Origin of the sequence: Pseudomonas duriflava, from assembly GCF_007830155.1 — a bacterium.
In the GTDB taxonomy this organism is placed as follows: domain Bacteria; phylum Pseudomonadota; class Gammaproteobacteria; order Pseudomonadales; family Pseudomonadaceae; genus Chryseomonas; species Chryseomonas duriflava.
Genome location: NZ_VLKY01000021.1, coordinates 1 through 18046 on the forward strand (window position 1 = coordinate 1; position 18046 = coordinate 18046).

15 protein-coding genes and 2 pseudogenes are annotated in these 18046 nt (G+C 55.3%); 5 read left to right on the forward strand and 12 right to left on the reverse strand.

The features are described from left to right. Positions 1-58 precede the first annotated feature (58 nt). Together IQ22_RS20390 and IQ22_RS20395 are read left to right on the forward strand one after the other, a co-directional pair. Positions 59-526, forward strand: a complete 468-nt coding sequence (locus IQ22_RS20390; protein ID WP_145143353.1) for an Hsp20 family protein — start codon at positions 59-61, stop codon at positions 524-526. Positions 527-694: 168 nt separating this feature from the next. Next, a complete protein-coding gene (locus IQ22_RS20395; RefSeq protein ID WP_145145449.1) occupies positions 695-2644 on the forward strand; it encodes an alkaline phosphatase D family protein in 1950 nt (649 codons plus the stop codon). Here IQ22_RS20395 and IQ22_RS20400 read toward each other — a convergent pair. The 3 genes and pseudogenes from IQ22_RS20400 to IQ22_RS20410 form a co-directional block, all read right to left on the reverse strand. Continuing rightward, positions 2641-3288, reverse strand: a complete 648-nt coding sequence (locus tag IQ22_RS20400; RefSeq protein ID WP_145145451.1) for a nucleoside/nucleotide kinase family protein — start codon at positions 3286-3288, stop codon at positions 2641-2643. The two genes, IQ22_RS20395 and IQ22_RS20400, sit on opposite strands and share 4 nt — an antisense overlap. A 348-nt stretch (positions 3289-3636) precedes the next feature. Then, positions 3637-4593, reverse strand: coding sequence for a cation diffusion facilitator family transporter (locus IQ22_RS20405; protein WP_145145453.1), 957 nt, complete (start codon positions 4591-4593; stop codon positions 3637-3639). Positions 4594-4815: 222 nt separating this feature from the next. Continuing rightward, positions 4816-5539, reverse strand: a pseudogene (locus tag IQ22_RS20410) (IS5 family transposase); the annotation flags it as partial. On the opposite strand from IQ22_RS20410, the pseudogene IQ22_RS20415 reads away from it, so the two are divergent. Then, a pseudogene (locus IQ22_RS20415) lies at positions 5539-5923 on the forward strand (dioxygenase family protein); the annotation flags it as partial. The pseudogenes IQ22_RS20410 and IQ22_RS20415 overlap by 1 nt on opposite strands. A 93-nt stretch (positions 5924-6016) precedes the next feature. On the opposite strand, the gene IQ22_RS20420 reads toward IQ22_RS20415, so the two are convergent. Genes IQ22_RS20420 through IQ22_RS20445 form a run of 6 tightly spaced genes read right to left on the reverse strand, consistent with a single transcriptional unit; the run spans position 6017 to position 11719 of the window. Further along, positions 6017-6349 carry a Na+/H+ antiporter subunit G gene (locus IQ22_RS20420; protein ID WP_145145455.1) on the reverse strand — a complete coding sequence of 111 codons (333 nt, stop codon included), beginning with the start codon at positions 6347-6349 and terminating at the stop codon, positions 6017-6019. Positions 6350-6359: 10 nt separating this feature from the next. Next, complete coding sequence (locus IQ22_RS20425; RefSeq protein ID WP_145145457.1) at positions 6360-6629, reverse strand: K+/H+ antiporter subunit F; 270 nt, start codon at positions 6627-6629, stop codon at positions 6360-6362. After that, on the reverse strand, positions 6614-7111 hold the full coding sequence (locus IQ22_RS20430; RefSeq protein ID WP_145145459.1) for a Na+/H+ antiporter subunit E: 498 nt from the start codon (positions 7109-7111) through the stop codon (positions 6614-6616). Before IQ22_RS20430 ends, IQ22_RS20425 begins: the two co-directional genes overlap by 16 nt. Further along, positions 7108-8610 (reverse strand): monovalent cation/H+ antiporter subunit D, encoded by a 1503-nt coding sequence (locus IQ22_RS20435; RefSeq protein ID WP_145145461.1) that lies wholly within the window; start codon positions 8608-8610, stop codon positions 7108-7110. The genes IQ22_RS20430 and IQ22_RS20435 overlap by 4 nt, the downstream gene beginning before the upstream one ends. Next, positions 8607-8930 (reverse strand): Na+/H+ antiporter subunit C, encoded by a 324-nt coding sequence (locus tag IQ22_RS20440; protein ID WP_145145463.1) that lies wholly within the window; start codon positions 8928-8930, stop codon positions 8607-8609. The genes IQ22_RS20435 and IQ22_RS20440 overlap by 4 nt, the downstream gene beginning before the upstream one ends. After that, complete coding sequence (locus tag IQ22_RS20445) at positions 8930-11719, reverse strand: monovalent cation/H+ antiporter subunit A (protein WP_145145465.1); 2790 nt, start codon at positions 11717-11719, stop codon at positions 8930-8932. Before IQ22_RS20445 ends, IQ22_RS20440 begins: the two co-directional genes overlap by 1 nt. 322 nt (positions 11720-12041) lie before the next feature. Here IQ22_RS20445 and IQ22_RS20450 point away from each other — a divergent pair, with 322 nt between their 5' ends. After that, positions 12042-13115: a metallophosphoesterase gene (locus tag IQ22_RS20450; RefSeq protein ID WP_145145467.1), complete on the forward strand. Its 1074-nt coding sequence runs from the start codon at positions 12042-12044 to the stop codon at positions 13113-13115. Continuing rightward, on the forward strand, positions 13112-15070 hold the full coding sequence (locus IQ22_RS20455; RefSeq protein WP_145145469.1) for an AAA family ATPase: 1959 nt from the start codon (positions 13112-13114) through the stop codon (positions 15068-15070). The genes IQ22_RS20450 and IQ22_RS20455 overlap by 4 nt, the downstream gene beginning before the upstream one ends. Before the next feature lie 101 nt (positions 15071-15171). On the opposite strand, the gene IQ22_RS20460 is transcribed toward IQ22_RS20455, so the two are convergent. From IQ22_RS20460 to phaC, 3 genes are all read right to left on the reverse strand, one after another. Continuing rightward, positions 15172-15384: a hypothetical protein gene (locus IQ22_RS20460; RefSeq protein ID WP_145145471.1), complete on the reverse strand. Its 213-nt coding sequence runs from the start codon at positions 15382-15384 to the stop codon at positions 15172-15174. Between the two features lie 32 nt (positions 15385-15416). Next, complete coding sequence (locus tag IQ22_RS20465) at positions 15417-15692, reverse strand: hypothetical protein (RefSeq protein ID WP_145145473.1); 276 nt, start codon at positions 15690-15692, stop codon at positions 15417-15419. Positions 15693-16334: 642 nt separating this feature from the next. Continuing rightward, a complete protein-coding gene (gene phaC / locus IQ22_RS20470) occupies positions 16335-18038 on the reverse strand; it encodes a class I poly(R)-hydroxyalkanoic acid synthase (protein WP_145145475.1) in 1704 nt (567 codons plus the stop codon). Positions 18039-18046 lie beyond the last annotated feature (8 nt).

The window sequence follows — 18046 nt, forward strand, 5'->3', positions numbered from 1 at the left end:
CGGGAGGCCGAAATCGGGTCCCGCCAGGAAAACTTGCTGACTCTCAGGAGATTTCATCATGACTAATTTATCCCTTGCTCCGCTGTTCCGTCATTCCATTGGATTCGACCGTTTCAACGATCTGTTCGAGGCTGCGTTGCGTAATGAATCGGGCAGCTCGTATCCACCCTACAACGTTGAAAAGCACGGCGATGACCAATACCGCATCGTGATTGCAGCCGCCGGCCTGCAGGAAGACGACCTTGAGCTCGAAGTCGAGCAGAGCGTGCTGACCGTACGGGGTGGCCGTCGTGAGAAGAACACCGACAGCGTGACCTATCTGCATCAAGGCATTGCCCAGCGTGCGTTCAAGCTGTCCTTCCGCTTGGCTGACCATATCGAAGTGAAGGGGGCCAGCCTGAAAAACGGCCTGCTGAGCGTGGATCTGGTTCGGCTTGTGCCGGAAGAAGCCAAGCCCAAGCGCATTGCCATCAATGGCCAGTCACCAGCAGACGAAAAGCCGGCCATCGAAGGTCAGGTGGCTTAAGCCGGTTGCGCAAACGCAGCAACAAAAAGGGCGCCTACGGGCGCCCTTTTTCATGGCAAGCACATTGAGTTTTCTGGAGAGGTCTCATGATTGTGTCGATTGCCTAGGCGCAGCTTTGCCAATGCCGGATACTCTAGGCGTTTTTTTATGTGAGTGATCTGCCTGGTGATGTCTCCTTCTATTGCTGACTCCGTACTTCCCGACGTGCTCGTAGGCCCTTTATTACGACGGGTAACCGCGGAGCGGTTGGTTATGTGGCTGGTGACAAGCAGGCCGCTTGCTATGACGCTGCGTCTTTTTCCTGGCGAGAGTCGTGAGCGGGTGCATGTGCTTGAGCCTGATACGGCGGCGTGCCGGGTTATCCAGGTAGGACGAAATGCCTTTTTTCATCTGATCGATGTCACGCTTGATACGGCACTGCCGCTGGATTGCCTGATCGGATATGACCTGCAAATCCCATCGGCAAGCGGAGCTGACCGCAGCATGGCCGAATGGGCGCCGTATCTGCTGTATCCAGGGCAGACTCATCCCTGTTTCGTAATCAAATCCCGGATTGATCGATTGCTGCATGGTTCCTGTCGCAAACCGCATAGTCGAGCGAGAGACGGCCTAGTCCGGGCGGATCAATGGCTGGCGGAGCAGGGCAATGCAGAGGCGCGCCCGGCCGTGCTGCTCATGACGGGTGACCAGATCTATGCAGATGATGTGGCTGGCCCGATGCTGGTGGCGATTCATGCGCTGATCAAACGACTCGGGTTGTACCAGGAGCGGTTTGACGGGGCCGTTGTTGAAGACAGCGAGGCCCTGGCCCAAGACCCGGCCAGCTATTACCGGCGCGAGAAGTTACTCCCAGCGTTCAAGTCCAACGAAGCCTTACGTGAACGTTTCTTTGGCGGTGTGGAAAAGCCGATCTTCACAACCAACAATGCCCATAATCATCTGGTAAGCCTGTCGGAAGTCCTGGCCATGTACCTGCTGGTATGGTCGCCTGTGCCCTGGACGCTTATTGAGCCCGTTCCGCCCGAGCTGGATGAGTCCTTGCGTGAGCGTTACTGCGAAGAGGCTGGTGTTCTGAAGGATTTCGTTCAGGGCTTGCCCTCGGTAGCACGAATATTGGCCAATGTGCCTACGCTCATGATTTTCGATGATCATGACGTTACGGATGACTGGAACCTGTCGGCCCTGTGGGAAAAGACTGTCTATGAACATCCATTTGCCCGGCGAATCGTTGGCAATACCTTGATTAGCTATACCCTGTGTCAGGGGTGGGGCAACCAGCCGGAGGCTTTTCAGGAGGTGCTCGAATCGCTGGCTGATCTATTTGAAACCGCCTGCTCGGACGGGGTTCTTGATTCTGGTCCGCAAGATGAGTTGATTGGGCGCTTGCAACACTTTCAACACTGGCATTACGAACTACCTACTTCACCTCCGCTGATCGTGCTGGATACCCGTACGCGACGCTGGCGTAGCGAGCGCCATCCGAGCCGACCCTCAGGGCTGATGGATTGGGAGGCACTCACGGAGTTTCAACAGGCGTTACTGGGGCATCGTGCTGCCATTGTTGTTTCGGCGCCGCCGATGTTTGGTGTCAAACTGATCGAGGCAGTACAGCGCATCTTTACCTGGTGTGGGCAGCCCCTGATGGTGGATGCTGAAAACTGGATGGCACATCCCGGCAGCGCCCACGTGCTGCTGCGAATCTTCAGGCACTCACGTACGCCAGGAAATTACGTAATCCTATCCGGCGATGTGCACTATTCCTTTGTCTATGACGTACGGATTCGTGACCAGGAAACGGGGCCGCGGATCTGGCAGATCACCAGCAGTGGGGTCAAGAACGAATTTCCCCCGCGCCTGCTGGAGTGGTTCGACCGCCTCAATCGCTGGCTTTATGCGCCATGGTCACCGTTGAACTGGTTCACCAAGCGGCGGCGGATGGAAGTATCTCCGTATCTGCCTGACCGTCGTGAGGCCGGGGAGCGATTGTGGAACGGTGCGGGCATGGGATTGGTGGAGCTGGACGAAAGCGGCTGCCCGATCACTATTCTCCAACTCAACGCCGATGGCTCGCCAGCGACCCGTTTTGTAGCGGATCAAAAGGTATTCAACGCGGACTAGTCTGACCAATTGATAATCCGGTCCGCGTGCTCCCGATAGGCGGCGATCAGGCGTGCGTTAGGCTCATCGGTGTGGTCGACCCATGCTTCGGCCGCTTCTTGGCTGCGCCCGAAACGTATGTGTCGGTTTACTAGCCGCGAGCGCCGCTGTTGATCGTCTACGGCTACATACCAGCATTCGTCGAACAGATCCTTGATGCCGGCCCAAGGGGCCTGATCGAGCAGCAGATAATTGCCCTCGCTAATCACCAGCGGCACCTCGGCCGGAACAAGGATGGATCCGGCAATAGCTTCTTCAATGTCGCGGTGGAAGGCTGGCGCATAGACCGTTTCAGCAGGGTGGGCCTGCCTGAGTCGCTTGAGCAAGGCACGATAGCCATGCGCATCGAAAGTGTCTGGTGCGCCTTTGCGGTCCGCACGACCGAGGCGGGCCAGTTCCCGGTTGGCCAGGTGGAAACCATCCATGGGCACAACAATGGCACGTTCGCCCAGGGAGGCGGCAAGCAATTCGGCTAGGGTGGACTTACCTGAGCCGGGAGGGCCTGCAATACCCAGCAGATGTCGTCTACCGTCTTGAATCAGGGCTTCGGCATGCTCGACCAAGTTTGGGGGAAGGGTCACTTGAGCGAGAAGAGGTTCAGGCATCGGGAGGCCTCCAAAAGGTTTCCTTAAATAGAGTAGTTAATGCCTTGGTAATGTCTGTGTTTTATCTGAAAAATTGGTTTATTAATCCGTCATGTCTTTTCTACAGAGATCATAGATGACAGGGCGCTATGAGTTGGATGCTCCCTATGGAACCGGATCGGTGATTGCTTGATGCGCAATGACATCTTCCGGGCGCTAGGTTGTAGCATTGGCCAGTAGGCACTTGTTTCAAGGCGCTCACTTGTAGCTTTGAGGTCATGATTTTCTGGTTGGCACAAAAGGGTGCTTTAGAAAATCCTTTCAGACAGCGCCTAGGGCCTTTTAGCTTCTAAAAGAATAGATGTGTGTTTACTCAGTCCATTCCGGATCAGTCGTAAAGATTATAGTAAGCCAACGATCCGGGCTTTCTCCCCCAATGGCTGCACCGATTTCATCTCTAATAAGATCCCATTCTTCGAGTCTTTTGGGGGCTAGGTTCTTGGAGACAATAAAAAAGAGTTCTATCTGTCGGCCTCTGCCCACCTTTGCGGTATAGGAGCGATAGGACAGAAACCCATACTTCTTTACGATGCGCTTGGCGATTAGGTCTACACGCTCTTGAAGTTCAGTTGGTGTGATAAGTAACACATCAATCAAGGCATGACGGATGGTGTTCAAAGGGATAGGTATGATGACCAGGCAGATAATAGCCAGAACAGCTGGATCCACATAGGGAGAGATCCAGGCTAGGGAAGTACCCTGCACCGCCCAGCCAATCGAAAAAGCAACCAGTAGTGCTGCGGTGATAAATGCTGACATCAGCCAGCCCTTGGCATCCAGGGCTATAAAATCAGATCCAAGCCTTTTATTTACATTGAAACCAAAGGAGGCCATGCCAATACAGATCGCAAGGTTTACAACGGAATAGAAAATTGCCTCGTCAAATTCAAGTTCTCTACCGCCGTTGAGCAGGCTTTGAACTGCACCAATCAAGGCATATACCGCAGCGCTACTCAATAGTGTTGCGCTCAGGCCAAGTACCATGGGCTCAAGATGCCAGAAGCCCATAGTGAACTTTTGGTTCAATCTGCTTCTTTGCGGGCCGATAGTACTGGAGGCTGCGATGAGGTTGGTAACCATCAAGGCGATGATCGTCATCCCTGCATCCAGTAGTGAATAAAACCCTTCGAAGGCAATGGCAAAGGACCCAGAGAGTAGGCCAAACGTGATGCCGAATAGGGCGACCAACAACGTGGCGACGATGGAAAGACGAAGAGCACCCTGTTCCGTATAGGTATCAAGATGCTCTGATACAGCGTGTTTCACCTGTTTTTCCTTATAGCTGTGCCACTTATCGAAGGTGCAATACCTTCATCATATTGCAGCCTAAGCCAACTCGGCGAGCGGCTGTGCTTTAAAGGTTTCATGACTCTCCCCGAGTTACGAAACGATTGAAGTGCCTATTATGTCTTTTTTCGAGAAGCTCACCCGTCGCTTCACTGCTGTGATTTCTCTGGTATGCATAAGTTAGAAATCTTTGCTCGGAGTTTAGGGTTTGTCTGAAAAGTCGGCACGCATGCATCGCTCGATACAGGCCAGCGTTACCATGGCCTTTAACCAACTGAACAGCCGCTCGATCACGTTACGCTGTTGATACTTGGGCCTATCAAACAGGCGAGGCAGACCTGGCCGGGGCTTGCGGTGCATTGTGCGCTGGGCAATCACCGGCGGCATACCGAAGCGGTCGCAATAGCGACGCAACCCTTCACTATCGTAGCCCTTGCCCGCAATCACTGTCCGGCAACGCTTGCGTGGTCTGCCCTGAGAGCCAGGAAGACGCACCTGATCCAGTAACAGGATAAAGTTGCGCGAGTCGGCCTGCTGACCAGGCGAGAGGGTAAAGCTCAGCGGATAACCATTGGCATCGCAGAGCAGGTGAATCTTGGTACCTAACCCACCCCGGCTGCGTCCCAGGCAGTGATCTACAGGTTCGTCCGGGCCCCTTTTTTCCGCCTCCTGCCGCGGCACGTGTAGCTCGAATGGTCGTGGAGTCCACCATCCAGGTATCCAGATCGATAAAGCCATCCTGGCGAAGCCGCAGATGCAGACGAGTCAATACGCGCTCAAACGTGCCGTCGTCCCGCCATTGGCGAAAACGCTGATAGACCGTTTTCCAAGGGCCGTAGCGTTCGGGTAGATCACGCCATTTGGCGCTGGAGCAAAGGATCCAGAAGATGCCATTGAGCATCTGTCGATCATCCTGGCAGGGACGGCACGCCACTGGTAGGGGCAATTGTCGATGTATGGCATGCCAACACGGCGGGTAACTACTCTTATTTCGACAGTACCCAATCGGACTACAACCTGCGCCGCCGTATCGAGACCGATGAGAACGGGCGTTATCGCTTTCGCAGCATCGTACCGTCCGGGTATGGCTGTCCGCCGGAGGGGCCGACTCAGCGACTACTCGATCAGTTGGGCCGGCAGGGCCAGCGTCCAGCACATATCCATTTTTATCGAAGACATTGATGCGGCCCGGCAGCGTGGGCTGGATACCGAGCGTTTCGCCGCGATTCAATTCGACTTTACTTTGAGTCCTACCGAGGAACTGCAGGCTCAGAAACGTGCGCAAAGGCTACGCGCCCTGGAAGCCTAAGCGTTATCCCGGCCGCACTTGTTGACTGTGCGGCCGGGATTTTCGTCTGCGGTATTTGTCTCCTGCTTCTGCTCGTTTGCTATCCCTTGACCGCTAAGGTTTCCACGGTTTTCCGCGTGTTCGCTCGATAAATCCCAGACGTTGTTGCATGGCGCTCTTGCACAGCATCTGCGCACTTACCGGGGCGGTGATAAACAGAAACAGGGGGATAAGAAATTCATGCAGACTCAAACCTTCATGCTGTGTAGTGAAGTACAGCATCGAGCCGATAACGGTACTGCCTACCCCTAACGTGGTGGCCTTGGTCGGGCCATGTAAACGCATGAAAAAATCCGGCAGGCGCAGCAGGCCAATGGAGCCGATCAAGGTAAAGAGGCTACCTACCAACAGGAGCAGACAGATGAGGCCTTCAAGCCAGGGATTCATGGGTATACCCTCATTCGATGATGTCGCCACGGGTCATGAACTTGGCCAGCACGACCGTCGTGATGAACCCCATGAGCGCAATGAGCAATGCCGCCTCGAAGAACAGGTTCGAATCGAGCCAGAGGCCGAACAGTACAATCAAGGCGATAGCGTTAATATTGATAGTATCTAGCGCCAGGATGCGGTCCGGCTGATGAGGCCCAATCAGGAGGCGGATAAACGTTAGCAGCACGGCGAGCGAACAGAGCGCAAGGCAAATAGGGATTACGATGGCGAGCATGGAAATATCTCCATCAGGGGTTTTTCATAGCGTGTCTTGATACTCTCGATAAGCGCATCGGGATCGTCTTCGTCCAGCGTATGAACCAGCACGCGGCGGCCATCTTCGCTAAGTTCGGCCGATACCGTGCCTGGCGTGAGCGTAATGATGCTCATGAGTAGCGTCAGGCCCATTTCCTGCCGAATATCCACCGGCACCTCAACAAAGACAGGATTGAGCCGGCGCACAGGGCCTAGTACCAACGCCGCCACCTGAACATTGGCCCAAAGCATGTCACCCGTGACGCGCAGTAGTAGCTTGGCCAACAGGAGCGGATGTCGAGGGCGTACGTCGGTAAACCACAAACCGCGACATACGCGCGGAATGGCCCAGCCCAGCAACCCTCCCATCAGCAGATTACCCAGACTAAGGCTGTTTGCCAGAAGCAGCCAGAGCAGGGTGAGTGCAAGACTGAGCAACGGATAGGGAAACAAGCGCTTCATGGGGGCGTCTCCTGTAGCACCGCCTCGATATACGCCCCGGGTGACATCATCTGTTCCGCTGCCTGGTCCAGGTAACGAGTGAGCGGCTTGGCTATCACAACTAGAATAACGCTACCGGACATTAAGAACGCGACGGCAAACACACGCCAGCCATCGACCTTCCGGTGTGTGGGTTCAACTGCTTGTGTACGCCAGAATACCGTGCTGCCTGCTCGGCTCAGGGCAATAATTAATCCCAGGCTGGATAACAAAAGGACGGGCCAGAGCCAACGAGCCTCAGGCAAAGTTGCAGATCTTAAAATCAAGACTTTGCCCAGAAAGCCCGACAGTGGTGGCAGACCTGCAATGGACACCGCACCAAAGAAAAACAGGCCACTCAGTAGTAGTGGCGCGTTGAGCGGTGGCCCTGCTACGAGGGCCGACCCAGTATCTCCCCGCTGGCGCGCCAGCAGATCGCTCAGCAGGAACAGACCGCCTGTAATCCAGGTGGTGTGGATAAGGTAATACAGACAGGCAGCGATGGATTCTGTACGACCCAGGGAAAGGCCTGCCAGCAGAAGCCCTACGGAGACCAGGACGAGATAGGCCACCAGCTCTTGCAATTGTTTGGCTGCCAGCGCGCCGACCGACCCAAGGGCCAACGTTGCCAAGGCCAAGGGCCACAGCAAGGGAGGTGCCAGCTGCGCCAGCTCGCCTGCCTCCGGGCCGAACAGCAAGGTATAGACCCGTAGGATTGAATAAACCCCCATCTTGGTCATAACGGCGAATAATGCCGCTACCGGTGCCGTGGCGCCGGCATACGCGCGTGGTAGCCAGAAATACAGGGGTAAAAGAGCCGCCTTCAAGGCGAATACGAGCAGCAGCAGGCCTCCAGCGGCAGCGATCAATGGTGCATCGACTGGGTTGACCTGGGTAATCCGGCGGGCCAGATCAGCCATGTTCAGCGTGCCGAGCAGACCATACAGTGTTCCGACCGCTATCAGAAAAAGCGACGAGCCCAGGAGATTGAGCAGGACATAGTGCAGGCCAGCGCTAGTCCGTTCCCGGCCGCTCCCGTGCAACAGCAGGGCATAGGAGGCGATCAGCAGGATTTCGAAGAAGACATAAAGGTTGAACAGGTCGCCGGTAAGGAAAGCTCCGTTAAGCCCTGCGATCTGAAACTGGAACAAGGCGTGGAAGTTGCGGCCCCGGGCGTCATCGCCACGGATGGCATAGATCATTGCCGCGCTGGCCAGCACGGCTGTAATCATTACCATGAGGGCGCTCAGCCGATCCAGCACCAGAACAATGCCGAAAGGGGCCGGCCAATCACCTAGCGCATAGGTTAAAAATTGGCCCTGCCCAGCCACGGCGATTAGCCAGGCGGAAAGTGGGAGTAGGAGCAGCGTGGCTGCTGTAGAGCAGACACGCTTGTGAGAAGAAGCCTTTTCGTTGAACAGCAGCAGGAATGCGCCGGTAAAGAGTGGCAATAGAATGGGCAGGACGAGCAGATGATTCATCGGTCCGCCCCGTCTACATGGTCGTTACCCAGCTCGCTCAGGGCCTTGATGGACAAGACGAGTACAAAGGCCGTCATGGCGAAGCTGATTACGATAGCTGTAAGTACTAGCGCCTGGGGCAGCGGGTCGGTGTAGTCTCTGTCCGGCCCGATAATGGTTGGTGCGCCGGTAATCAAGCGTCCCATGGCGAACAAAAACAGATTCACCGCATAGGTGATCAGAGTGATGCCCAGTACCACTGGGAAAGTACGGCCCCGCAACATGAGGTAGAGGCCACTGGTGGTTAGCACGCCAAGGGTAATGGCAAATAAAAGCTCCATTAGATCCGTTCCTTGTCTTGGGGGCGGCCGTTCAGGGCCAGATTCGCCAGGATAAGCAGTGAGGAACCTACTACGGTCAGGTAGACGCCAAGGTCGAACAGCATGGCGCTAGCCAACTCGATGTCACCTATCAGCGGGATTTCCACATGCGTAAATGCCGAGGTCAGGAAAGGCTTGCCAAACAGGGGTGCCACAAGCCCGGTGATGCCGGCAGTCAAAAGGCCAAAGCCAGCCAGGCGACGAAAATCCAGGGGAAGGCGAGCGGTTGTCCAGCGCAGGCCGCTAGCGATGTATTGCAGAATCAACGCGGCGGTGGTGATCAGCCCTGCAATAAAGCCGCCTCCAGGCAGGTTGTGACCCCGCATGAAGATAAATACCGAGACCAGTAGGGCCAGCGGCAATATCAACGTTGACACTACCCTGAGCATCAGGGGATGGCGATCGCGCACCCATGAATAACCTCCAAGGCCTTTTTCCGGCCGGGGTAGCGTCACGCCTTCCAGCATTGCGTAGATCGCCACACCGGTAATTGCCAGAACGCTGATCTCGCCCAGGGTATCGAAGCCACGGAAGTCGACGAGAATCACATTCACGACATTTCTTCCGCCCCCACCGGGCAGGCTGTTATCCAGGAAAAACGGAGAAATGCTTTCGTAGGGGCGTGTTAGTACGGCATAGGTCAGCACTGATACCAGAGCGCCACCACCACCGGCCAGGGCGAGATCTCGCAATCGCCGTAGCGCTGTAGACTCACGAGGGGTATGCCAGGGTAGGAAGAACAGGGCCAGAACGAGAAGAACGGCCGTTACCACCTCGACTGATAGTTGGGTTAGCGACAGGTCAGGGGCTGAAAAGCGCGCAAATAGCATTGCCACCATAAGACCCGCCACACTGCTCATGATAATGGCCTGTAGTCGGTGGCGGTGGGAGAGAGCCACCATAATCGCGGCAGCCATAAGAACCAACAGGCCTAGCGACGTTAGTGGGTCAAGTGGCGTCAGCGCGACGGGGCCCGTCCAGGTTTCGAGGCGCCACAGGGCACTGCCGGTTATCAGCAGAACACCCAATAGCATTAGCGCCAAGTAACGTTGCAATGAGCCGTTTTCAAGACGATCCGTGAACCAAACGGCCGAGCGCACCAGGCATTGCATTGTCCCCTCGAATACATCTCGCGCTTCAGCGTCAGGCAGTTTTTCGTAGAGGCGGAACAAAGGGCGGCTCAGGAAAAAGTAAACCAGCGTACCGCCGACCAGAGCTATCAGGCTCAGGAGCAGGGGCAGGTTGAAGCCATGCCAGATTTCCAGGCTGTATTCCGGCAGCGGTCTGCCTAGCGAGGCTCGGGCCGCCATGGCCAGCAGCTCGCTAACCGTCTGGCCTGGAAAAAGCCCTACAACTACGCACAGCAGGACCAAAATCTGTACGGGCAGTCGCATGTAGAAAGGCGGCTCATGCGGATGCTTGGGCAGGTCCTTAGGAGCTTCTCCGAAAAAGGTCTGATGAATGAAGCGGACGGAATAGGCCATCGTTAATAGATTGGCCAGGGTTGATACAGCCGGGATTATCCAATTGAAACGGCCTAGCAGCCCTTGGTTCAAAGTTTCGCTCAAGAACATTTCCTTGCTGAGGAAGCCATTGAGCAACGGCACCCCTGCCATAGAGAGCGAAGCCACAATAGCGAGCAGGGCCGTATGCGGCAGGAAGCGTTTCAGACCGCTCAACCGTCGCAGGTCACGGGTGCCGGTCTCATGGTCGATGATGCCGGCCGCCATGAACAAAGAAGCCTTGAACGTTGCGTGATTGATGGTATGAAAAATGGCAGCGACCGAACTCATGTCGGTATCCAGGCCAAACAGCAGAGTAATCAGTCCGAGATGGCTGATAGTCGAGTAGGCCAGTAGCCCTTTGAGGTCATGCTGGAACAGCGCCATGGCCGAACCCAGCAAGAGGGTGGTCAGCCCTGTCAGGCTGACGATGTAGAACCACCAGTCAGTACCTGCAATGGTAGGATAGAGGCGGGCGAGTAGAAAGATGCCAGCCTTGACCATGGTAGCCGAATGTAGATAGGCCGAAACCGGGGTAGGTGCTGCCATGGCGTGGGGCAGCCAGAAATGAAAGGGAAACTGCGCGGACTTGGTAAACGCGCCTAATAGAATCAGAATCAGCATCAACGGATAGAGAGGATGCTGAATGATAGTGGAGCCGGATACCAAGACCTGACTGAGTTCGAAACTGCCAGCGATGTGGCCTAGCAGCAGGACTCCTGCCAGCAAGGCTAGGCCGCCTCCTGCCGTGAAAGTCAGCGCCAGGCGCGCACCGCGCCGTGAATCCGAGCGGTGCGACCAGAAGCTGATCAGGAGAAACGAGGAAAGGCTCGTCATCTCCCAGAACACCAGCATCAATAATAGATTTTCTGAGAGTACGATGCCCAACATGGCGGACATGAATACCAGCAGATAGGCATAAAAGCGGCCCATGGCCTCTTCTGTCGAGAGGTAATAGCGGGAATAGAGAATGACCAACAGCCCTATGCCCAGAATCAGAAGAGCGAAAAGAAAGCTCAGGCCATCCAGACGCAGGCTCAGGTTCAACCCTAGGCTTTCCAGCCAGGGATAGGACACGATAATGGTTTGCTCTGCTTGCATCTCGCGAGTAAAAGACAGCAGGGTCAGCAGCGCGATCGCTGCGGGTAAAGCCGCTGCAAAGGCCGGCAGCCGACGGCCCCGCCGATCCAGCAGTACCGGCAAGAGGCTACCAAGCAGAGGTAGCGCAACGATCAGCGCCAATAGCATGCATCGCTCCCTTCAGTTGCAAAAAGACACTATGGGCTCGGACAAGCCTAGTCAGCGTTAGTGCGCCTTTTGTGTTATCGAGACGTTACAGATCGCTTACGCGTGTCTGGAAAGCGCTTTGCCACTTCTTTGATTTTCAGAGGGAGACCCCATTTATAGAGTCGGACACGGTTAGTCACTCAAACTCTTGCAGCTCACCAGCCGAGGCTGGATATCTCACGGCAATCCTGACTCAAAGCGTGATGAGCCGATATTTCAGTCGCCTTCAAACGCAGCCCCCGCATCGCAATGTTCGAGGGTTGCGTCCCGCCAGGAGCTCTCCATGACTTACGGCATCTGTTCTGATGTCCATCTGCATAACTGGAGCGCGTTTTCGCGTATCAACGAGTACGGTCTGAATAGCCGGCTCGTGCATATTCTCAATGAGATCCGTCTGGCTGCTGAAGCCACGAAGCGTGCTGGCGGTAAAACCTTGTATATCACTGGCGATCTGTTCCATGTGCGCGGCTCTGTTGCGCCAAGTGTCCTGAATCCCACTATCGATTTGTTTACTACGCTTACCCGTGAGCAGGGGCTGGTAGTACGCATTCTGGCTGGTAACCACGACCTCGAGTCGCGGGATAGTAATGCCCTGAGTAACGCTTGCGAGTCGCTTCGAACGATTCCGGGCATTGAGGTGATTTCCACTCCTGCACTGTTTCATGATGATCGCGTGGTCATGGTGCCCTGGTATGACCGGCTTGACGACGTGCGCCAACACATTGGGGAATGCCTTGCAGAGCTGGTCCATCAGAGCGAAGCCGTAAATGCCTGGACCCTAATGCTGCACGCGCCGGTAGATGATGTTATCGCAGGGCTGCCCAACCATGGTTTCCAGGCTGCCGAACTGGCCGCCTATGGGTTCAAGCAGGTGTTTTGTGGTCATTACCACAATCACAAGTATTTCCCGGGAGATGTCTTCAGTGTAGGCGCTACTACTCATCAGACCTGGAACGATGTCGGAACACGTGCGGGATACCTGATCGTTACTGATAGCGGTGTTGCCTTTCACCCCTCACAGGCGCCTCGCTATATGGATTTCGATATCTGCTGGGATGACGCGACCGCCGCTGAATACTGCCGGGGTAATTATGTTCGGCTTCGCTTGGGCGAGGCGACAAGCGACGAAATCAGCCATTACCGTTCTCGGTTGGAGGCGCTAGGTGCCCTCGGCACGTTTGTGCAGGCCATTCCCCTGGCGCGTAGTGCCGTCCCGTCACGACGTACCCAGGTAGCCAGTGCGCCTACACTGCGCGAGTCGATCAGCCAGTGGATCAGGGATCACAGTACCGAGGGTGAGGCACTCGAAGCGCTTTGCCATGACATCCTGACGGAGGCCGAGGCAATCCGCTTATGAAGATCCTCAGCCTGTCCATCAGCAACTTCATGGCAATCGGCCGCGTCGAGTCGCTTCCCCTTAACGACAAGGGGCTCGTGCTTGTCCAGGGCGAGAACCTTGACGATACCAGCCAGAGCAGCAACGGCGCTGGCAAATCGTCTATTACCGATGCGTTGTGCTGGGCGCTTTACGGAGAGACGGCGCGTCATGAGTCGGGCGATGGCATCGTCAACCGGACGGCGGGAAAAGGCACCGAAGTGGTTGTCGAGCTGCAGGAGGCCAGTGGCGATACCTACCGCATCAGTCGTTACCGTAAACACCGCATATTCAAAAATCAGTTGCGCCTGGAACAGCTCCATGAGGGCGGCTGGAAGGACCTGACCCGTGGCTCTGACAAGCTGACCCAGGTACTGGTAGACGCGGTGATCGGCTGCTCGCAAGACGTGTTTACCAGTGCCGTCTATATCGGTCAGGAGGCCATGCCGGACCTGCCAGGCATGACTGACCGTGCGCTCAAGTTACTGGTCGAGGAAGCTGCCGGTATTGATCAGCTACAAAAGGCCTATGACCTGACCCGGCAGCGGCTGAGCGAACGCAAGCTTGAGGTAGGCGAGCTGACCAGTCAGACCGAAGCCCTGCGGAGCGCGCAACACACCTTTGAGACAAATGTCGCAGCCGCCGAGCGTGATCGGGACGCCTGGGCGCATAGGCACAAGGCCGAGATAGCGTCGGCGAGGGACGCCTACGAGAGTGCGTTGCGCACCTTTGATCCTGACAAGGGTTTGCACTTGAAGACCCAACTTCAGGCGCAGGAAGCGCAGGGCCAGGCCATTCGCGACCGTATCGCCGCGTCGGACGAGGAGCGCCGGCAGGAGCGTATCCTGGCCAGTGCCCATCGCGAGGCGGAACTGGCGCTAGCTACTGCAGAACAGCGCATCAGGGATGAGCAGGCACGGTCGAAGCGGCTTCTCCACGCGCTTGAGCATGTTGACGATAAAGTCGGTACACGCTGCGCCGAGTGTGGTCATGTGATTGAGTCCAGCGACCTCAACGCGTCTCGCGAGGCAGCCCTGCGAGCAGCTCAGGCACAGACGGCAAAGGCCGATGCCTTGAAGATGGAGCTTGATACCTACCGTCAGGCCGTCCAGGCGGCAGAAGAGGCGCTGGCGGTTTATCGTGCCGGCATGACGGATGTGTCTGTCCAGAGCACTGCGCTAGGCCAGCTGGAGGCTGACCGCAACCGTCTTCAGGCTGAACAGCGCCGCTGGTGTGAGCAACAGGCCCACCTGCAGCATTTACAGGAACGGCTCGCACACCTTGAGGTGGCAACGAACCCCCATGAACCAGCCATTCTCCGAGCCCGGCAACAGCTGGAGCAGGTTCAGACACGTCTGAAAACCCTAAACGAACGGCAGGCTACGGGGCAGCGGCAGCTCGAGCTGACCGAAGAGGCCATTCGTGTTTTCGGTCCCGCTGGCGTTCGCGCCCATATTCTGGATAACGTCACGCCTTACCTAAATGCACGGACCGCGCATTACCTGTCCGCGTTAACGGATGGCAACATTACGGCCGTCTGGTCAACCCTTTCCCTGACCGCCAAGGGTGAACTGCGCGAGCGGTTTTCTATCGACGTCACAAGTGCTACAGGCGGTGAAACCTTCCGCAGTTTGTCCGGCGGGGAAAAGCGCAAGGTTCGTCTGGCTACAGCAATGGCTCTACAGGACCTTGTGGCCTCTCGTGCCACCAAACCCATCAAGCTGTTCATGGCCGATGAAATTGATCAAGCGCTGGATGAGGCCGGCCTTGAGCGGTTGATGTATCTGCTCGAAGAAAAGTCTCACGACAAGGGTACAGTGCTGGTGATCTCCCATTCCGACCTCAGAGACTGGATACGCAACAGCATTACTATCACTAAGAAAGGCGGCCAGGCCACGCTGGAGGCAGCCTGTTTGTTCATGTCGTCGGAGCGTTAGCCTGGAAAGGAGCGTATTTGTTTAAAACATAGACAAACAGGCATGTCATGAAAAAAGGCTTCGAATAATCGAAGCCTTTTCAGGAATACGGAGGGAAGCTTTTATTTCAATACGTGCAGCTCTGTAGTAGTGGAAACCATCCCCGAGTGCACCATCGACTGCGGCGCAGTGATGGAGGCAATGGCGGGGGCTTGAACGGCACAGCTACCGCTTTGGCAGGGATCATAAGCCCACCATACCACCGAGCCGAAAGCAGCCAGCCCAGCCCAGTTTATAGCGACGATCAGGTTTTTACGTACGTTGTTACCCATCATATTCTCTCCTTGAACATGCATGCTTGTTGTCATTAACAATAAGCGAAGCGCTGTTTTTGATTTTTTGAAACACTCATTGTCCAGTCAGTACCTTGCTTGACGGAGCGACTGCAAAAAGAAGGCACCTGTTTTAAGGGCCTTCTGGGGCAACCGTTTCGTCTTTTGAAATGCAGTGGATACTGACTTTGTTGCTCGTCATTCAAATGATTTTTTCGTGGCGTTTTCACAGGCCAGGCGTGAGCCAACTCCGGCATGGAAACGACAGGTTGCTTAGCAGCCGTAGAGACAACAATGAGTATCCAATGCATAGGCCTTCCTGCCTTGATTGAATCCTTGTTGTATCCCGGTGCACTACAACCGGGAAGACAATCACTCGTCGTTTCCCAGCACCTCGAACAAAACTATCGTATGGTAGCGCTGTGCTATGAGCGTACGGAATATATGGAGTTCCCGGCTATCCGAAAAACTGGCAGAAACTTTTAAAGCGTCAAAAAAAGTAAGAGACTCGATACAAATAGTTGAAAAACAACACTTTTTAAATCAGAAAAAGTTTTTGACGGGCACGCAAAAAACCTCCCGGCTTTTTCCAGCCGGGAGGTTTATCGGGTCATTACAGTGTAGGTACTAACGTGAAATAAAGTCGGCCATGCCGAACAGCGCGAGCAGCAGCCCATAGAAAAGTAGGGCGGCGCCAAAGCTGCGCCAGATGAGCAAGCGACGAAGTTGAGTACGTGTCATTAAAGCAGTCCTTGCTAGAAGTTGTACAACGAGCCTCGAAAACAGATTAAGCGGCTCGACCTCTGACACGGCAGCGATATTGAGCAACCCTGTGCCTGTGTCTATTCCTTAAGACCGGCACAATTTAAAAAAGCTGCATGACGCACAAGAAATAATTGAGCCATGTCACAAGACGATGGGCCAGTTAGCCAGCCCATCGTAAATTCTTTTACCTATCCTAGAACATAACGTCCTGGAGCAGGCTCAAGAACGGGGTATTCGCTGGACTTACCAACTTCAAGCGCAGTCCTTTGTTCCCCCGACCTGGGTGCCAGCCAGGCAAACCAATCCTGCCACCAACTGCCCGGTTTCTGCTCGGTACCAGCCAGCCAGGCATTAGAGTCATCAGGTGTTTCGTCATTGACCCAATAGTGACGTTTATTCTGCGCAGGGTGATTGATAACGCCGGCAATATGCCCTGAGGCGCCCAGCACGAAGCGACTCTCCCCTGAAAACAGCGCACTCCCTCGATAGACGCTGCCCCACGGTACGATGTGATCGTCCTGTGTGGCCAGCAGATAAGTTGACGTCGCGATCCTCTGAAGATCGAGCCGTACGCCACAGCATTCTAGTTCGCCGGATTTAAGATCGTTCTGCAGATAGGTATGCCGTAGATACCAGCAGAACATGGGTCCAGGGAGATTGGTGCTGTCATTGTTCCAGAACAGGAGGTCCAGAGCCCTGGGCTTATTGCCTTTCAGGTATTTGTCGACTGTGTAGTTCCACCAGAGATCGTTAGGGCGGAGCAGCGAAAACATGTTGGCCATGTCCTGGCCACGAAAGAGGCCGGTCGTACCGTTTTTCCCACCAATGGCGCTCTCGTGGTACGCCACTGTGGCTTCATCAATAAAGATGTCTATGACACCCGGATCGTCGTAATCAAGAAACGTTGCCAGTAGGGTCAGACTACTGGCGATATCAGGTTCACCACGAGCCGCCAGTACTGCCAGGGCGCAGGTCAACAGGGTGCCGCCGATGCAAAAGCCCACACAGTTTAACTGACGTGAGCCACTGATCGTCTGGGCGACCCGCATACCCTTGATGACAGCATCCTCGACAAAATTGTCCCAGGTCAGGTCTGCGCCGCTGTGGTCGAAATTGCGCCAGGACATGATGAATACAGCATGTCCCTGTTCAAGGGCGTAGCGGACCAGGGAGTTCTCTGGACGCAGGTCCATGATGTAATACTTATTGATAGCAGGCGGTGTGATGAACAGGGGGTGCCGATACTGCTCCTGGCTGCGTGGGCTGTAATGGATGAGTTGGAACAGGTCGTTTTCAAAGACGACATGACCCGGCGTAGTCGCCAAGTCGCGTCCGATCACGAAATCGCTCTTGTCGCACTGCCGCAGTTTGCCCTCCTGCAAGTCATTGGCTAGGTTAAGCATACCCAGAGCTAGACTGGCACCGCTGCTTTTTACCAGAGTATCCAGCGCGTCGGGGTTATAAGCCAGAAAGTTACTGGGTGCGGCCGCTGCAATAGCTTGCTCGATCAGGTAGCGCAGCCGTTGGCGAGGTTTCTTTTCATCCACAGGCAAGCTATCGATCAGGGCCAGCATGTAACGTGAATTAAGCAAGTAGAACGCGGCAAGAGAGCCAAAAGATGGCAGGCTCCAGTAATCACTGGCGAAACGCTTATCAGTAAAACTGAAGGGCTTTTGCATGAGCAACTGCAGGCCGAGCTGGTTCCATTCCTGCTGGTAGGCCGCCTGTATCTCTTCCAGGCGCTCGGTAGGAACTTCGAACCATTCTTCCTTGGCTTTGCCTGCAAACCAGGGAATGGTATTCATCCAGAGGCGCAATTGATGGACAGCAAAAGTGGCTACAAAAGGAGACTGGGCCGACCAGTAGCGTGTAAATGACTGCGCTTGATCCATGACGCATC

What these genes read in the sequence shown, in the direction of transcription:
- IQ22_RS20390 (WP_145143353.1), top strand. Translation starts at nt 59, where the DNA reads ATGACTAATTTATCCCTTGCTCCGCTGTTCCGTCATTCCATTGGATTC.
- IQ22_RS20395 (WP_145145449.1), top strand. Translation starts at nt 695, where the DNA reads ATGTCTCCTTCTATTGCTGACTCCGTACTTCCCGACGTGCTCGTAGGC.
- IQ22_RS20400 (WP_145145451.1), bottom strand. Translation starts at nt 3,288, where the DNA reads ATGCCTGAACCTCTTCTCGCTCAAGTGACCCTTCCCCCAAACTTGGTC.
- IQ22_RS20420 (WP_145145455.1), bottom strand. Translation starts at nt 6,349, where the DNA reads ATGAATCCCTGGCTTGAAGGCCTCATCTGTCTGCTCCTGTTGGTAGGT.
- IQ22_RS20425 (WP_145145457.1), bottom strand. Translation starts at nt 6,629, where the DNA reads ATGCTCGCCATCGTAATCCCTATTTGCCTTGCGCTCTGTTCGCTCGCC.
- IQ22_RS20430 (WP_145145459.1), bottom strand. Translation starts at nt 7,111, where the DNA reads ATGAAGCGCTTGTTTCCCTATCCGTTGCTCAGTCTTGCACTCACCCTG.
- IQ22_RS20435 (WP_145145461.1), bottom strand. Translation starts at nt 8,610, where the DNA reads ATGAATCATCTGCTCGTCCTGCCCATTCTATTGCCACTCTTTACCGGC.
- IQ22_RS20440 (WP_145145463.1), bottom strand. Translation starts at nt 8,930, where the DNA reads ATGGAGCTTTTATTTGCCATTACCCTTGGCGTGCTAACCACCAGTGGC.
- IQ22_RS20445 (WP_145145465.1), bottom strand. Translation starts at nt 11,719, where the DNA reads ATGCTATTGGCGCTGATCGTTGCGCTACCTCTGCTTGGTAGCCTCTTG.
- IQ22_RS20450 (WP_145145467.1), top strand. Translation starts at nt 12,042, where the DNA reads ATGACTTACGGCATCTGTTCTGATGTCCATCTGCATAACTGGAGCGCG.
- IQ22_RS20455 (WP_145145469.1), top strand. Translation starts at nt 13,112, where the DNA reads ATGAAGATCCTCAGCCTGTCCATCAGCAACTTCATGGCAATCGGCCGC.
- IQ22_RS20460 (WP_145145471.1), bottom strand. Translation starts at nt 15,384, where the DNA reads ATGATGGGTAACAACGTACGTAAAAACCTGATCGTCGCTATAAACTGG.
- IQ22_RS20465 (WP_145145473.1), bottom strand. Translation starts at nt 15,692, where the DNA reads ATGCATTGGATACTCATTGTTGTCTCTACGGCTGCTAAGCAACCTGTC.
- phaC (WP_145145475.1), bottom strand. Translation starts at nt 18,038, where the DNA reads ATGGATCAAGCGCAGTCATTTACACGCTACTGGTCGGCCCAGTCTCCT.